13 protein-coding genes are annotated in these 14,551 nt (G+C 62.1%); 10 read left to right on the top strand and 3 right to left on the bottom strand.

Annotation, left to right across the window (positions count from 1 at the left end):
• Positions 1-2 precede the first annotated feature (2 nt).
• The 3 genes from ACGYLO_RS01400 to ACGYLO_RS01390 are packed head-to-tail and all read left to right on the top strand — an operon-like array spanning position 3 to position 3,549.
• Positions 3-1,460, top strand: coding sequence for a biotin carboxylase (locus tag ACGYLO_RS01400; protein ID WP_271688696.1), 1,458 nt, complete (start codon positions 3-5; stop codon positions 1,458-1,460).
• Positions 1,461-1,477: 17 nt separating this feature from the next.
• Complete coding sequence (locus ACGYLO_RS01395) at positions 1,478-2,449, top strand: C45 family autoproteolytic acyltransferase/hydolase (protein ID WP_271688697.1); 972 nt, start codon at positions 1,478-1,480, stop codon at positions 2,447-2,449.
• Entirely contained in the window at positions 2,446-3,549 is a 1,104-nt protein-coding gene (locus ACGYLO_RS01390; RefSeq protein ID WP_271688698.1) for a CaiB/BaiF CoA-transferase family protein, read from the top strand. The genes ACGYLO_RS01395 and ACGYLO_RS01390 overlap by 4 nt, the downstream gene beginning before the upstream one ends.
• 50 nt (positions 3,550-3,599) lie before the next feature.
• Here ACGYLO_RS01390 and ACGYLO_RS01385 read toward each other — a convergent pair whose 3' ends face one another.
• Positions 3,600-4,160, bottom strand: a complete 561-nt coding sequence (locus ACGYLO_RS01385; protein WP_067268192.1) for a type 1 glutamine amidotransferase domain-containing protein — start codon at positions 4,158-4,160, stop codon at positions 3,600-3,602.
• 157 nt (positions 4,161-4,317) lie between these two features.
• On the opposite strand from ACGYLO_RS01385, the gene ACGYLO_RS01380 reads away from it, so the two are divergent.
• The 7 genes from ACGYLO_RS01380 to ACGYLO_RS01350 all read left to right on the top strand — a co-directional run bounded on the left by ACGYLO_RS01380 (position 4,318) and on the right by ACGYLO_RS01350 (position 13,235).
• Positions 4,318-4,965: a paraquat-inducible protein A gene (locus ACGYLO_RS01380; RefSeq protein WP_394376340.1), complete on the top strand. Its 648-nt coding sequence runs from the start codon at positions 4,318-4,320 to the stop codon at positions 4,963-4,965.
• Entirely contained in the window at positions 4,917-5,582 is a 666-nt protein-coding gene (locus ACGYLO_RS01375) for a paraquat-inducible protein A (protein ID WP_394376339.1), read from the top strand. The genes ACGYLO_RS01380 and ACGYLO_RS01375 overlap by 49 nt, the downstream gene beginning before the upstream one ends.
• Positions 5,575-7,659, top strand: coding sequence for an MlaD family protein (locus ACGYLO_RS01370; protein WP_271688699.1), 2,085 nt, complete (start codon positions 5,575-5,577; stop codon positions 7,657-7,659). The genes ACGYLO_RS01375 and ACGYLO_RS01370 overlap by 8 nt, the downstream gene beginning before the upstream one ends.
• A gap of 3 nt (positions 7,660-7,662) precedes the next feature.
• Positions 7,663-8,229, top strand: a complete 567-nt coding sequence (locus tag ACGYLO_RS01365) for a membrane integrity-associated transporter subunit PqiC (RefSeq protein ID WP_271688700.1) — start codon at positions 7,663-7,665, stop codon at positions 8,227-8,229.
• 120 nt (positions 8,230-8,349) lie between these two features.
• Positions 8,350-8,823, top strand: coding sequence for a GbsR/MarR family transcriptional regulator (locus ACGYLO_RS01360; protein ID WP_271688701.1), 474 nt, complete (start codon positions 8,350-8,352; stop codon positions 8,821-8,823).
• 42 nt (positions 8,824-8,865) lie between these two features.
• Positions 8,866-10,107 (top strand): efflux RND transporter periplasmic adaptor subunit, encoded by a 1,242-nt coding sequence (locus ACGYLO_RS01355; protein WP_271688702.1) that lies wholly within the window; start codon positions 8,866-8,868, stop codon positions 10,105-10,107.
• Positions 10,104-13,235, top strand: a complete 3,132-nt coding sequence (locus ACGYLO_RS01350) for an efflux RND transporter permease subunit (protein WP_209273844.1) — start codon at positions 10,104-10,106, stop codon at positions 13,233-13,235. Before ACGYLO_RS01355 ends, ACGYLO_RS01350 begins: the two co-directional genes overlap by 4 nt.
• A 37-nt stretch (positions 13,236-13,272) precedes the next feature.
• Here the strand turns inward: ACGYLO_RS01350 and ACGYLO_RS01345 are convergent, their stop codons facing one another.
• Both ACGYLO_RS01345 and hpf read right to left on the bottom strand, forming a co-directional pair.
• Positions 13,273-13,737 (bottom strand): PTS sugar transporter subunit IIA, encoded by a 465-nt coding sequence (locus tag ACGYLO_RS01345; protein ID WP_067630567.1) that lies wholly within the window; start codon positions 13,735-13,737, stop codon positions 13,273-13,275.
• 40 nt (positions 13,738-13,777) lie between these two features.
• Positions 13,778-14,344, bottom strand: coding sequence for a ribosome hibernation-promoting factor, HPF/YfiA family (gene hpf / locus ACGYLO_RS01340; protein ID WP_067267651.1), 567 nt, complete (start codon positions 14,342-14,344; stop codon positions 13,778-13,780).
• Between the last annotated feature and the right edge of the window lie 207 nt (positions 14,345-14,551).

Here is a 14,551-nt window from a genome sequence, read left to right as displayed (position 1 = left end):
ACATGGTAAAAATTCTTAAGAATATCTCCGAAATCCGCCGGTTCTTTCACCGAAACGAAGATCCGGTTTATTTCATCTCGGCCACCAATTTTAACCTTTTGGGCCTCGATGAATGGGTGAAAAACTTCAAATACATCTGCTACATCGACTGCTACGGCGGCAAGCATCCCAACGTCTTCTGCCCCTCGGAACAGCCCCATGCGGAGTTCCAGAGCATCGAGGACATCAACAACTACCTGCTGCAGCACAAGGAGGTCATCGACTTCATCAAGCGCCGCGGGGGCAAGCCCAAGTTCGTCTTCCTGATGTTCGACGAAGAGACCGAGCGCCTGAGCAAAGAGCTCGGGGCCGAGGTCTGGTTCCCCAAGGCCAAGCTGCGCCAATCGATGGACAACAAGATCGAGACGGTGCGCATCGGCAACAAGGCCGGCGTGCCTTCGGTGCCCAACACGCTGAGCGAGGTGAAAAGCTACGACCACCTCCGCGAGATCTGCGAGAAGGCCGATCTGGGCCATGACCTCGTGCTGCAATCGGCCTATGGCGACAGCGGGCATACCACCTTTTTCATCAAGACCGAGGCCGATTTCCGCCGCCACGAGAGCGAGATCGTGGGCGAGGGCGAGATCAAGATCATGAAGCGGATCGACTGTCGCGGTGCCGCGATCGAGGCTTGCGCCACCAAGGAGGGCACCATCGTCGGCCCGCTGATGACCGAACTGGTCGGCTTCAAGGAATTGACCCCCTACCGCGGTGGCTGGTGCGGCAACGAGATCCTCGCCACCGCCTTCCCGCCCAAGGTGCGGGAGAAGGCCCGCGATCTGACCTTCAAGTTCGGCGAGCAGTTGCGGAAAGAGGGCTATCGCGGCTATTTCGAGCTCGACTTCCTGATCGACAAGAAGACCGGCGACTTGTGGCTGGGCGAGTTGAACCCGCGGATCACCGGCGCGAGTTCCATGACCAACCACGCGGCCTTCGCCCATGCCGACGCGCCGCTGTTCTTGTTCCACTTGCTGGAGTTCAGCCGCAAGAAGTTCACCCTCGACGTGGATGAGCTGAACGCCCGCTGGGCCGATCCGGACAATATCGACGGCTGGAGCCAGATGGTCATCAAACACACCGAAGACAGTGTCGACATCTGCACCGAAGCGCCCGAGACCGGGATCTACAAGCTGCGGGAAGACGGCAGTGTCGATTTCGACCGGTTCGACTATCACCGCCGCGCGGTCGAGAGCGAGAACGAGGCCTTCTTTCTGCGCATCCTGCAACCGGGCGATTACCGCTACGAGGGCGCGGATATCGGCATCCTCGTGACGCGGGGCCGGTCGATGACCAAGTCTTTCCAGTTGAACGAACGCGCGAAAAAGTGGATTCATGGGATCAAACGCAGCGTGGATGGCAAACCCTTGCCCACCGCCTCGGCCGGTCCAGAGCTTTCTGATCCGGCGTTCAAGATCCTGTAGCAAGACGAAAGGCCGCGATGTACTGGCGCGCATTGTCCGAAGACCAGCCCGGCCCGAAATGGGCTGGACTCTTCGCGGCCTATTGGCCTGATTATCACGCATGGTGGCTGAAGGAGGGGGAGGCCGCGCGTCCGACCTATGCCCAATGCCGCCGTGCGCTGGCCCAGCATATGCCCGAGATGCTGCCGCTATATGACCAGCTTTGCAGTCTAGCAGGCGGCGGCGATCACGCGGCGCGCTTCCTTAGTTTTTACTGCCCACCGCCTTATCTCTCGGCCTGTTCCCAGGCGATCTGGGCGGGGAAAGAGCCGGTCATGGTGCGCAACTATGACTACAACCCCAATGCCTTTGACGCGATGGTGCTGCGCACGAACTGGCAGGGGCGGCAGGTGATGGGCACTTCCGACGGGCTCTGGGGGCTGGTCGATGGGGTGAATGACGCGGGGCTGTCGATCTCGCTGACCTTTGGCGGGCGACGTGTGGTGGGCGAAGGCTTCGGCGTGCCGCTGATCCTGCGCTATGTCTTGCAGACCTGCGAAACCGCGCAGGAGGCGGGCGAGGTGCTGGCGCGGGTGCCCACACATATGAGCTACAACGTCACCGTGCTCGACCGGAAGCGGCGCTATCTGACCGCGATGATGGCTCCTGATCGCCCGGCTGTGATCACCCGCGCCGCAGTGGCCACCAATCATCAAGAGAATGTTGAGTGGATCAGCCACGCCCGCTTTACCGCCACGGTCGAACGGGAGCGTTATCTGTTACAACGTCTGCGCCTGCACCGCGATCCGGAGGAGAAGTTCATCGGCGCCTTCCTCAAACCGCCGCTTTATTCCACGGCCTTCAACGCCGGGTTTGGCACGCTTTACACCGCTGTCTACCGCCCGCGCAAACGCGAGATGGAGTTGCGCTGGCCCGGCACGACATGGGCGCTGTCGCTGTCGGATTTCACCGAAGGGGCGCGGCAGGTCTTGGTGCCGGGGGCAGCATGAGCGGGGCGGCGCGCAAAGGGCCGCTGTCCTCGCTTAGGGTGGTGGAGTTTTCCGGTCTTGGCCCCGCGCCGCTGGCGGGGCAACTGCTGGCCGATCTGGGTGCGGATGTCATTACGGTTGACCGCAAAGCCGCCCCGGCGGACCCGTCGGACATCAACCGGCGCGGCAAGCGGTCGGTGGTGTTGAACCTGAAAACCGCCGAAGGCATCGCCGCGGCAAAGGCGCTGATCGCTTCTGCCGATGTGCTGATCGAAGGGTTTCGCCCCGGCGTGATGGAACGTTTGGGCCTTGGCCCTGACGCCTGCCCTGAGGCTCTGATCTATGGCCGCATGACCGGCTGGGGCCAGACCGGCCCATGGGCGCAGACGGCGGGGCATGACATCAATTATCTGGCTCTAACAGGGGCACTTCATGCCATGGGCCACGCCGACGCGCCCCCGGTGCCGCCCCTGAACATGGTGGCGGATTACGGCGGCGGAACGATGTTCTTGCTGTTCGGCATCCTTGCTGCCGTCATCGAACGCGGGGTGACCGGCAGGGGCCAAGTCGTCGACGCCGCGATGGTCGATGGGGTGCCTGCGATGATGGGGCTGATCCATGGCATGCTGGCCCAAGGCGCGTGGACCGAAAAGCGTGCCGCCAATTGGCTCGACGGGGCCGCGCCGTTTTACCGTTGCTACACCTGTGCGGATGGGAAATTCATCTCGGTCGGGGCATTGGAGCCGCAGTTCTACGCGATCTTGTTAGAGAAGTTGGGCCTGCCTGCGGCGCTTGCCGAGAGCCAGAACGACAGGACGACATGGGAGGCGCGTATCGCCGATTTCACCGCGATTTTTGCCACCCGCGCCCGGGACGACTGGGCGGCGCATTTCGATGGCTCGGATGCCTGCGTGGCCCCGGTGCTCAGCTTTTCCGAAGCGCCGGATCATCCGCAGATGGCGGCGCGGGGCAATGTGGTGAGGGTCGATGGCGTGTTGCAATCAGGCCAAGCGCCGCGGTTTGACGGTGCCGCGCCACAGATGCCCAGCCCCCCACGGGCCATCGGCGCGGATACCGATGCTGTGCTGGCGGAGCTTGGTCTGCCGCGCGACCGCGCATGAAAAACCCCCGGTCAAAGGACCGGGGGTAAATCTCGTCACAGAGGCAAGGCTCAGGCCGCTTTTCGGTCGTGTTTGCCCTCTTCGATTTCCTCGACGATCTTGGCGACGAAAGCGTCGAGATCCTCGGGCGAGCGGCTGGTCACGATGCCTTGGTCGGCCACCACTTCGCTGTCTTCGTAATGCGCACCGGCATTCTTCACATCCGTCGCGATGGAGGAGAAGGAGGTCGCCTTGCGGCCCTTGATGATGCCCGCCTCGATCAGCAGCCACGGGGCGTGGCAGATGGCGGCGACGGTTTTGCCGCTGTCGTGGAACTTGCGGATCAGAGCCACCGCGTCTTCGTTGGCGCGCAGCAGGTCGGGGTTTATCTGGCCACCGGGCAGCACGATGCCTTGGTAGTCGTCGACATTCACGTCCCGAAGGGCGAGGTCTGCGGGCACGGTGTTGCCCCAGTCATCTTCATCCCAACCCTTGATCTCATTGCCGTCGGGAGTGGCCACATGGACGGTGGCGCCGCGGTCGCGCAGATCGTTCAGGGGTTTTTCCAGTTCGGACTGCTCAAAGCCATTGGTGGCGAGGATCAGGATCTTTGCATTGGTGATATCGGTCATTGCTTTCTCCTTTGTCATTTCTGCTAGACCAACGGTCTGCATGGCCGCCTGTTCCCCTCACATTCGCGCGAGGGCGATGATCCGCCGGTGCAGATGCGCCACAGGGCGGTGAATATTTGTTGATACGCCAAAGGGCGGCATCATATATGCGTTCAGAATGGATCGCCCCGACACCCCCCTTGCCGAATTGCCCATGGACGAATTGATCGTCTGTCCGCAATGCGACGCCGTCTATCGGCTGCGCCGCCCCGCCCACGGGGAGCGGGCGAGTTGTGAGCGGTGCCATACCGCCCTGATCACGCCCCGCAGAAACGCCGGGTTGCAGATCATCGCCGTGGCGGTGGCGGTCATGGTCTTGATTATCGGGGCGGCGGTCTTTCCTTTTCTCACCATCGACGCGGCGGGGGCCAGCAACGCGGTATCGGTGCTGGATGCAGCACTTGCCTTTTCCGGCGGGCCGATGATCCTCTTGTCGCTGGCCACGGCGGCGCTGATCTTTTTCATCCCGCTCTTGCGGGTGCTGCTGACGCTCTATGTGCTGATCCCCGTGGTGCTGGATCGCCCGCCCGCGCGCCATGCCGTCGCCGCCTTTCGCCTGTCGGAGGAACTGCGCCCTTGGTCGATGGCCGAGGTTTTTGCCATCGGCTGTGCCGTGGCGCTGGTCAAAGTGGCCGATCTGGCCGATGTGGGCTTTGGCCCCGCGTTTTACATGTTCGGCGCGTTGGTGATCCTCGTCATCGCGCAGGACAGATTCTTATGCAACTGGTCCGTATGGAACTCTCTGGAACATCCCAAGACATCGTGAGCGCACGGGAGTTGGGCATCGTGGCCTGCACCCGCTGTAACAAGCCCGCGCCGATGGGCACGGAGCTTTGCAGCCGTTGTGGCAGCAAGCTGGTCTCGCGCGATCGGATGAGCCTTCAGCGTGTCTGGGCATTCTGGACGGTGGGGCTGATGTGCTACATCCCCGCGAATACCTATCCGATGCTTAAAACCCGCACGCTGTTTCAGGTCGAGGAAAGCACGATCATCGGCGGCGCGGTGGAACTGGCGCAATATGGCAACTGGGGGATCGCCCTGATCATCCTCTTCGCCTCTGTCGCCATTCCGTTGGCCAAATTCATGGCAGTGGCCTTTCTTGCCATCAGCGTCAAGCGGCGCTCGGTCACCTCGCAGCGCCAGCGGCATTACCTTTACGAAGTGGTTGAGTACATCGGACGCTGGTCGATGATCGATATCTTTGTGGTTGCGATTTTGTCGTCTCTGGTGCAACTCAAGACACTGGCCGCCATCAATCCCGGTACCGCGAGCATCTTTTTTGCCCTCTCCGTGATCTTTACCATGCTGGCGGCACAAGCGTTCGATACCCGCATGATCTGGGACGCTCAGACCAAGGACGAGGGCCTGAAAACCAATGACTAAGACGCCTCCCGACGTACCGATTTCCCCGACTCGCAAGATGTTTCTCAGCGGGGCCTCGGTGATCTGGATCATCCCGATCCTCGCCTTGATCGTGGCGCTTTTCGTGGCCTATCGCTCTTACAGCGAACGCGGCCCGGTGATCGTCGTGGAATTTGAAGAGGGCGCGGGTATCTCTGCCGGAGAGACCGAATTGCGCTTTCGCGATGTGACGGTCGGGGTGGTCGAGAAGGTCGGCTTCACCTCGGGTTTGGATCGAGTGACGGCGCATATTCGCGTCGACAAGGACGTGGCGCCTTATATCGACAATGGCGCGGTCTTCTGGGTCGTGCAGCCCGAAGTCACCGCACAGGGCATCACCGGTCTCAGCACGGTGCTGAGCGGTGTCTATATCGAAGGGTCGTGGGACCAACAGGTCGGCCCCGCGGCAGAGCGCTTTCAGGGATCGTCGACCGAGCCGTTGATCCGCGGCGGCCAAGGCGGGCTTGAGATTGCCTTCCGCTCCACCGCGAACGGGCATCTGACCGACAATGCGCCGATCCTTTACAAGGGCATCGAAGTGGGCCGCGTCGGCTATGCCAAGATCGCCCCGCGCGGCAACTACGCCATTGTCGAGGCACTGATTTTCGAAGAGCACCGCCAGTTGATCAATGAATCCACCCGCTTTTGGGATGCATCGGGCTTTAGCGTCAACATTGGCCCCGCGGGGGCCGAGATCGACTTTTCGTCGTTGGCGACCCTCGTCGGCGGCGGCATCACCTTTGACACTTTCGTCTCGGGCGGGGCGCAGGTGTCTGACGGCACGGTGTTTGAAATTTACCCCGACAAGGAAACCGCGCGGAACTCTGTCTTTAACGCCTCCGAAGTCGATCCGCTGAAACTGAGCGTCGTGTTCGACGACAATATTTCGGGTCTAATTGTCGGCGCCCCGGTTGAGATGAGCGGGCTGGAGATCGGCGAGGTCGAGACCCTCTCGGGGCTGGTGGATTTCGAACGGTTCGGCGACAGCCGCGTCCGGCTGAACGCCATCTTGTCGATCCAACCGGCGCATCTGGGGATGCAGGATGATGTGACCGCCGAAGCGGCTTTGGCCTTCCTGAAGGAACGTGTGGAAGACGGGCTGCGCGCGCGGCTGGCCTCGGCCAGCCTGTTGACGGGTGGTTTGAAGGTTGAGTTCGTGGCCGTCGAAGACGCACCCGAGGCATCCTTGAACGAGACGGAGAATGGCCTTGCGCTGATGCCGACCACGGAAAGCGATGTCTCTGATGCCGCGGCCACGGTCGAAGGGGTCTTTACCCGCATCAACAGCCTGCCGATCGAAGAATTGCTCAACAGCGCGATCACCTTCCTCAATTCGGCAGAGGCTTTCGTGTCGGACGAAGACCTGCGCGAAACCCCGCAGGACGTGCGCACCCTTTTGGGTGAATTGACCGGGCTGGTCTCTTCCGAAGAGGTCAAGAACGTGCCTGTCGCCCTGAACGGCACGCTGGTGCGGATCGAAGAATTGGTGGCCCAGCTTGAGGAAGAGCGGATTGCCGAACGGCTTTCCGACGCGCTTGAGGGCGCTTCGGATGCGGCCAATGCGGTGTCCTCCTCGGTCGAAGGCGTGCCTGAGTTGGTGGCGCGCATTCAGGCGGTGGCGGCCAAGGCCGAAACGCTTGAGGTCGAAGAACTGGTCGTCGCACTCACCGACCTCACCGAATCCGCCGATGCGGTGATCGGTACCGAAGATGCGGTGGCCCTGCCGGGCGCATTGAAACGCGCCTTGGACGAATTGAACGCCACATTGGAAGAGCTGCGCGAAGGCGGCGCGGTTGAGAATGTGAACCGCACCTTGGCCTCGGCCCGCAACGCCGCGGACAATATCGCCCTCTCGGCCCAAGACCTGCCGCAGGTGGTCGAGCGTTTGACCGCGCTTTTTGCCCAAGCCAGCCGCACCATCGAAGGCTATAACCAAGGTGAACAGCTCAGCCGCAGCGCCGAGCGCACCCTGCGCGACATCCAGAAAGCCGCCGATGCCCTTGCATCTTTGGCGCGGACCATCGAACGTAACCCCAATTCTCTATTGCTGGGACGGTAACGCATGACATTTGCAAGACCCTTGATCACCCTCGGCCTGCTGGCAGCCTTGGCGGCCTGTGGCGGCACGGCTGAACGTTTCCCCGTCCGCGCCCCGGCGGTGACAGAGAAGACCTCCATCGCCTTCAGCTCTGTCGAAGTGCGCGACGTGTCTTTGCCGACCTACGCCGCCGCCGAAGAGATTTCGGTGCAATTGGCCGATGGCCGTCTGGTCAGCTCGACCGATGTGCTTTGGGCCGATGCGCCCGAACGGGCCGTGGCGCTGGAGCTTAGCCAGAACCTTGCGCGGATGACGGGGCGGCGCATCGCGTCTGAGCCTTGGCCGTTCGAGGCCTTCCCCGATGCCAGCCTCGAAGTGCGCTTTGCCGAACTGGTGGCCACCGAATCGGGGGAGTTCCGCGCCTCCGGTCAGTATTTCGTGGCCGTCCGCGATGACCGGCGGGAGCGGTCGGGCCTGTTTGACCTCAGCGTGCCGTTCAATCCCGAAGGTGGCGCAAACGCCATCGCCGCGGCGCGGGGGCAACTCGTCCTTGATCTGGCTCGCTATATCGCCCGGAACGGGTTGAAGTAGGGTCGAGCGCCGGGGCTACCGGCGACGCGCGTTGTTCCGTCTGTTCGGAAAATTCTGAATAGTCTTGATTTGTGCCCCGCCTTGTCTATCTACCGTCAACGCGCCTGCCGTGGACGGGGAATGATGGATAGCACTGACCAAATCGACCAAGTCCGCGATGACTTCATCACCCGCATGGGCGTCGTTGCCATGGGCGAAGGGTTGCCGCGCATGGCGGGGCAGGTCTTTGCAATGCTGGTTTTCGAGGGCGAGCCGATTGCCTTCGGCGCGCTGTCGCGCCGCCTTTCCGTGAGCCGCGCCACGATCAGCACCTCTATCCGTCTGCTCGAAGAGCGGGGGTTGATCCGGCGTGTGAACAAGACCGGCGACCGGCAGGACTACTTCCAACTCGCCGATGACGCCTATGCCGCCATGACGAAATACGCGCTGGCAGGGACCCGCCACGCCAAATCCGAGATTAACGATACGATCCGCAAGCTGCCCGAAGAGGCCGAAGGGGTGCGCCAAAGGCTCGATACTTTCGCGGCCTTCTATGACACGATCAGCGCCGCGCTTGATGACGTAGCAACCCGGGTGAGCAAGCCCAAGAATTGACGCGCGGCCCGATCACGGGGTCGCGGTGATGGAGTTCGATCAATGAGTGACACATCTCAAGAGCGCCAGACGCTTTCATTCGACAGCGATGCCGGCTCGAAACGGTCGAAGTTCATCGCCGGTGGGATCGCGCTGTTGATCGCTCTTTGGATGGGCAGCGGCTATATCATCCCCTCCGAAGAGACCGAGGAAGCCGCGCCTGCGCCCATTGCTCCCGAAGCGGTGACGGTGGCCGTGCGCGGCTCTCAGGCGGACAGCGTGACGCAGGTCTTCGTAGCTGAAGGGCAGGCCCTGCCGGACCGCGATACGATGGTCCGCGCCGAAGCGGGTGGGGAGATCGCCGAGGTTTTGGTCGCCAAGGGCGATGCGGTCGAAGCGGGCGCGTTGATCGCGCGGCTCAGCACCACGGCGCGCGATTCCGATTTGGCCCGCGCGCGTGAGGAGTTGAGCCGCGCACAGCGCGAATACGACAACGCCCAAGCGCTGCTGGACCGCGGCGTGTCGACCGTGGACCGCGTGAGCCAAGCGCGCGCGACGTTGGCCGCCGCCCAAGCCTCGGTCACCGCCGCCGAAGAGGCGCTGAACAACACCGAAATCCGCGCCCCCTTTCCCGGCCGGCTAGAGATGCTCGATATTTCAGCGGGAGAGTTCGTGTCGACCGGTGAGGAAATCGCGCGTCTGGTCGACAACACGCCGCTGACGATCCAAGTGCAGGTGCCCCAGCAGTCGCTTAAAGACATTAAAGAGGGTCAAACGGCCGAGGTCGTCTTCATCACCGGGGCAGAGGCGCAGGGCAAGGTGCAGTTCGTTTCAAGCAGTGCCAGCGCCGAAACCCGGACCTTTACCGCCGAAGTCAGGGTCGAAAACGCTGATGGTGCGATCCCCGCGGGCATTTCGGCCCGCGTGCGCATCCCCACGGGCGAGACCCGCGCGCATTTCGTCTCTCCGGCGATCCTATCCTTGGACACCAATGGCACCTTGGGCGTCAAAACGGTGAACGATGACGATAAGGTTGTCTTTAACAAGATCGCCATCGTGCGCGCGCAGACCGATGGCATCTGGATCGCGGGCCTGCCGGATCAGGCCCAGATCATCACCATCGGGCAGGGTTTCGTCAACGACGGGGAGACGGTCAATCCGCAGCCCGAAACCGGTGGCGACAACGAAGGGGAAGCACAGCCCACGGCGGGTGTGCCCGAGATTGACGAGTTGGAAGACCAGCCGAGCGGCGATGGCCAGATCACCGGCAGCGCCGAAGCCGCCCAGCCGGAGCAAGTGGAATGAACACGCTGATCGACGCCGCTTTCAGCCGCGCCCGCGTGGTGATCCTGAGCTTGGTGATGATCTTGGCGGTCGGGGCCTATGCCTATGTCGGCATCCCCAAGGAAAGCTCGCCCGAGATTCCGATCCCGACGCTCTATGTCTCGACCTCTCTCGAAGGCATCTCGCCCGAGGACAGCGAGCGGCTGCTCGTTGAGCCGCTTGAAACCGAACTCAGCGCCATCACCGGGTTGAAACAGATCACCTCGAACGGGGCCGAGGGCCATGCCTCGGTGCAATTGGAGTTCGAGCCGGGGTTCGATTCCGATGAGGCGCTCGACAAGGTGCGCGAGGGCGTGGACCGGGCCAAGTCGGACCTGCCCGAGGACGCCACCGATCCGGTCGTGACCGAGATCAACACGGCGCTCTTCCCGATCCTGACCGCGATCCTCTCTGGCCCGGTGCCGGAACGGACGCTCAACTCCATTTCCGAAGAGCTGAAGGACGCGATCGAAGGGCTGTCCGGCGTGCTTGAAGTCGATGTCGGGGGGGAGCGGACCGAGCTTTTGGAGGTGCTGATCGACCCCACGGTCTTTGAGACCTACAACATCTCTTTCGAAGAGCTGATCAGCCAGATCAACCGCAACAACCGCCTGATCGCGGCGGGGGCGATTGAAAGCGGCGCGGGGCGGCTGGTGCTCAAGGTGCCGGGGCTGATCGAGAATGTCGAAGATGTCATGTCGCTGCCGATCAAGGTGCGCGGCGATACGGTGGTGACCTTTGCCGATGTCGCCACGATCCGTCGAACCTTCAAAGACCCGACTGGCTTCGCCCGTATCGACGGCCAGCCCGCGCTGGCGCTTGAGATCAAGAAACGCTCGGGCGCGAATATTATCGAGACAGTCGCGGCGGTGCGCGAATTGATTGACGAGATGCGCGCGGAATGGCCCGACAGCATCACCGTCAAATACACCCAAGACGAATCCGAGCAGGTCCAAGACATGCTCAGCGATCTTGAGGCCAATGTTATCGCGGCGGTGATCCTTGTGATGATCGTGATCGTCTGGGCCTTGGGCGTCCGCTCGGCCCTGCTGGTGGGCTTGGCCATTCCGGGGGCCTTCTTGGCCGGGGTCACGGCGCTTTGGGTTATGGGCTACACGATGAACCTCGTGGTGCTGTTTTCACTGATCCTTGTGGTGGGGATGCTGGTGGACGGGGCTATCGTGACCACCGAACTGGCCGACCGCCGCCTGCAAGAGGGGCATTCGCCCCGCGCCGCCTATGCCCACGCCGCCAAGCGCATGGCATGGCCTATCATCGCCTCGACGGCGACAACACTCAGCGTGTTTTTCCCGCTGCTGTTCTGGACCGGCACGGTGGGGGAGTTCATGAAATTCCTGCCCATCACGGTGATCCTGACCCTGACCGCATCGCTTTTCATGGCGCTGGTCTTTATCCCCGTCGTCGGCGGGATTATCGGCAAGCGCCCCCCGCAATCGGCCAAGGATAAGGCGACGCTCCATGCCGCCGAACAGGGCGACCCGCGTGACCTGAAGGGCTTTACCGGCGGCTATGTCAAACTGCTGCAATTCGCCATCCTGCGCCCGTGGATGACCCTGATCCTTGCCATCTCCATGCTGATGGGCGGCTTTACGGCCTATGCGCAATTCGGCAATGGGATCACCTTTTTCCCCGATGTAGAGCCTGATTTTGCGCAGGTGCAGGTGCGCGCGCGGGACAACTTCTCGATCTACGAACAAGATGCGCTGGTGCGGCAGGTCGAACAGCGCCTCTTTGCCTATGACGAGATCGCGAGCGTCTATGCCCGCACCGGCAGCAGCAACCGCGACAGTGCCGATCTGATCGGCACCATTCAGGTTGAGTTCACCGAATGGGACGAACGCCGCCCCGCCGCCATCATTGGCGAGGAAATCCGGACCGAGATGGCGGCCATTCCGGGGATCGACGTGCAGGTGCAGACCGCATCGAACGGCCCCTCGGCGGGCAAACCCGTCAACTTGCGGATCGAGGCGCATGACCCGCAGGTGCAGCAGCAGGTGGTGGATCAGATTCGCGAGAAGATGGCCGATATCGGCGGTTTCACCGATGTGACCGACTCGCGCCCCCTGCCGGGGGTGGAATGGCGCATCGCGGTGAACAGGTCCGAGGCCGCGCGGTTCGGGGCCGATATTTCGACCCTGGGGCAGGCGGTGCAACTGCTGACGCGGGGCATCACCGTGGCGGATTACCGGCCTGACGATGCCGAGGGTTCCATCGACATCAATGTGCGCTTCCCCTCCGATGAGCGTACGCTGGAAGAGTTGCAATCGCTGCGCGTGCCGACCTCCGCAGGGCTGGTGCCGATCTCGAACTTCGTGACTTTCGAGCCTAGTCCGCGGACCGGCACGATCACGCGGGTGGATCAAGAGCGGGTGGTCACGATCGAGGCCAATGTCGCGCCGGGCGTCTTGGTGAACGACCAGACCGTCGCGCTGCGCAGCGCGATTGACGCGATGGACTTGCCGCCGGGTGTCGAAGCCTCTTTCGCCGGGGAGGCGGAGGACCAGCAGGAATCGATGATCTTCCTCGTCGGCGCCTTCATCACCGCGATTTTCCTGATGTTCGTGATCCTCGTGATCCAATTCAACAGCTTTTACCAAGCCTTCGTCGTCATGTCGGCCATCGTCTTTTCGATCGCCGGCGTGCTCTTTGGCCTGCTGATTACCGGACGGCCCTTCGGGGTGGTCATGGGGGGCATCGGGGTCATCGCGCTGGCGGGGATCGTGGTGAACAACAATATCGTTCTGATTGATACCTATAACGATCTCAAGAAACTGGGGCTGTCGCCGCTAGAGGCTGCGCTGCGCACCGGGGCGCAGCGTTTGCGGCCCGTGGTGCTGACGTCGGTCACCACGGCGCTTGGTCTGATGCCCATGGTGATCGGCCTCAACATCAACTTCTTCACGCGCGAGATCGTCTATGGCGCGCCTTCCACCCAATGGTGGACCGAACTAAGCTCGGCCATTGCGGGCGGTCTGGTGGTTGCCACGGTGCTGACGCTGGTGGTGACCCCGGCGATGTTGATGCTGGGAGAGAAGAAAGCGAAACGCGCAAAGCCGACCCCGCCAGAGCCGGAACCGGTCGCCGTCTAGCGTAAGGTCAGGCGGCCCAAGATCATGCGCCCCAAAATCAAGCCGCCTTATCGGCCTTGTCTTCGGTCAGGATGGTGTAAAGCGTGGCCGGGTCGGGGTTCGACCGCAACTTGGTGCAGATGCTGGTGTCGCGCAGCGTGCGGGCCACCAGTGCCAATGCTTTGAGGTGCTCCACCCCCGCATCTTCGGGGGCGAAGAGGGCAAAGGCCACGTCGACCGGTTGCCGGTCGACCGAGGAGAAATCAATCGGCTTGTCCAGCAAGACGAAGGCACCGACGACCTTGTCGATCCCGTCCATCCGCGCGTGGGGCAGGGCAACGCCATGGCCGACACCGGTCGGCCCGAGGGTTTCGCGCGTCATCAGCGCGTCCACCACTTGGCCGGCCGGCAGCCCATAGGCTTGCTGGGCGAGTTCGCCGATATCCTGCATCAGACGCTTCTTGCTCGAAGCCGAAGTCAAAACCTTCACGGCCTCTGGCTTGAGGAGTTTGCCGAAATCCATTCCGCTCGCCCTGCTCTGTGGCGGAAGTTACCGCCGTGGGTTACGAAGGGTCGATCCAGCCGATGTTGCCGTCTTCGCGGCGGTACACGACATTCATCCCTTCCTGGCCTTCCTTGCGAAACAATAGCACCGGATCGCCCGACAATTCCATCTGCATCACCGCTTCGCCGACAGACAAAGTTGGCACCTTCGTCTGCATCTCTGCAATGATCATGGGTTGGAGGGTATCAGGTTCCTGCGCATCTGAATCGCTGTCTGACGCGAGGATATAGGAGGACGCCCCCAGAAGTTCAACCGGTTCGGCACGTTCTTTGTGATGGTCCTTCAGGCGGCGCTTGTAGCGGCGCAGCTGCTTCTCCATCTTTTCGCAGCAGCTGTCGAAGGCGGCGTAGATCTCTGTCGCCTTGGCCTTGGCCGACGCATTGAGACCGGTGGAAAGATGCACGGTCGCCTCGCAGGCAAATTCGTGGCCCGTTTTGGAAAACACCACCATCGCATCTGTCGGGCGTTCGGCATATTTGCTGACCGCCTCGTCCAGTTCGGTCCGGACATGTGTCCGAAGCGCGTCGCCAATGTCGATCTGTTTGCCACTGATCTGATACCGCATATCGTCTCCTTGTCTTTCTTGTTCCGAACATTGCCAAACGGTCCACATGCGTGGAGCGCGACAACTTTCAGATATGGAGGAATGGCGCTGCGACCAGGATGATTTTGACCGTTCCTTCGCGGGAAGGGCGATGCAGGATCAAACAGGAACGCGATGTCACCATAGCTCAATGAGGCCGCGTTTCGGTTTGAAAGTCAATGGCGCCGA

This window comes from Sulfitobacter sp. 1A13353, from assembly GCF_043557255.1.
GTDB classification, from domain to species: Bacteria; Pseudomonadota; Alphaproteobacteria; order Rhodobacterales; family Rhodobacteraceae; genus Sulfitobacter; species Sulfitobacter faviae.
This window is presented reverse-complemented; position numbering and strand designations above follow the sequence as displayed.

Coding starts and splice junctions, on each gene's coding strand:
- ACGYLO_RS01400 (WP_271688696.1), top strand. CDS start 3: ATGGTAAAAATTCTTAAGAATATCTCCGAAATCCGCCGGTTCTTTCAC.
- ACGYLO_RS01390 (WP_271688698.1), top strand. CDS start 2,446: ATGAGCGGGGCGGCGCGCAAAGGGCCGCTGTCCTCGCTTAGGGTGGTG.
- hpf (WP_067267651.1), bottom strand. CDS start 14,344: ATGCGGTATCAGATCAGTGGCAAACAGATCGACATTGGCGACGCGCTT.
- ACGYLO_RS01385 (WP_067268192.1), bottom strand. CDS start 4,160: ATGACCGATATCACCAATGCAAAGATCCTGATCCTCGCCACCAATGGC.
- ACGYLO_RS01395 (WP_271688697.1), top strand. CDS start 1,478: ATGTACTGGCGCGCATTGTCCGAAGACCAGCCCGGCCCGAAATGGGCT.
- ACGYLO_RS01350 (WP_209273844.1), top strand. CDS start 10,104: ATGAACACGCTGATCGACGCCGCTTTCAGCCGCGCCCGCGTGGTGATC.
- ACGYLO_RS01360 (WP_271688701.1), top strand. CDS start 8,350: ATGATGGATAGCACTGACCAAATCGACCAAGTCCGCGATGACTTCATC.
- ACGYLO_RS01345 (WP_067630567.1), bottom strand. CDS start 13,737: ATGGATTTCGGCAAACTCCTCAAGCCAGAGGCCGTGAAGGTTTTGACT.
- ACGYLO_RS01380 (WP_394376340.1), top strand. CDS start 4,318: ATGGATCGCCCCGACACCCCCCTTGCCGAATTGCCCATGGACGAATTG.
- ACGYLO_RS01370 (WP_271688699.1), top strand. CDS start 5,575: ATGACTAAGACGCCTCCCGACGTACCGATTTCCCCGACTCGCAAGATG.
- ACGYLO_RS01355 (WP_271688702.1), top strand. CDS start 8,866: ATGAGTGACACATCTCAAGAGCGCCAGACGCTTTCATTCGACAGCGAT.
- ACGYLO_RS01375 (WP_394376339.1), top strand. CDS start 4,917: ATGCAACTGGTCCGTATGGAACTCTCTGGAACATCCCAAGACATCGTG.
- ACGYLO_RS01365 (WP_271688700.1), top strand. CDS start 7,663: ATGACATTTGCAAGACCCTTGATCACCCTCGGCCTGCTGGCAGCCTTG.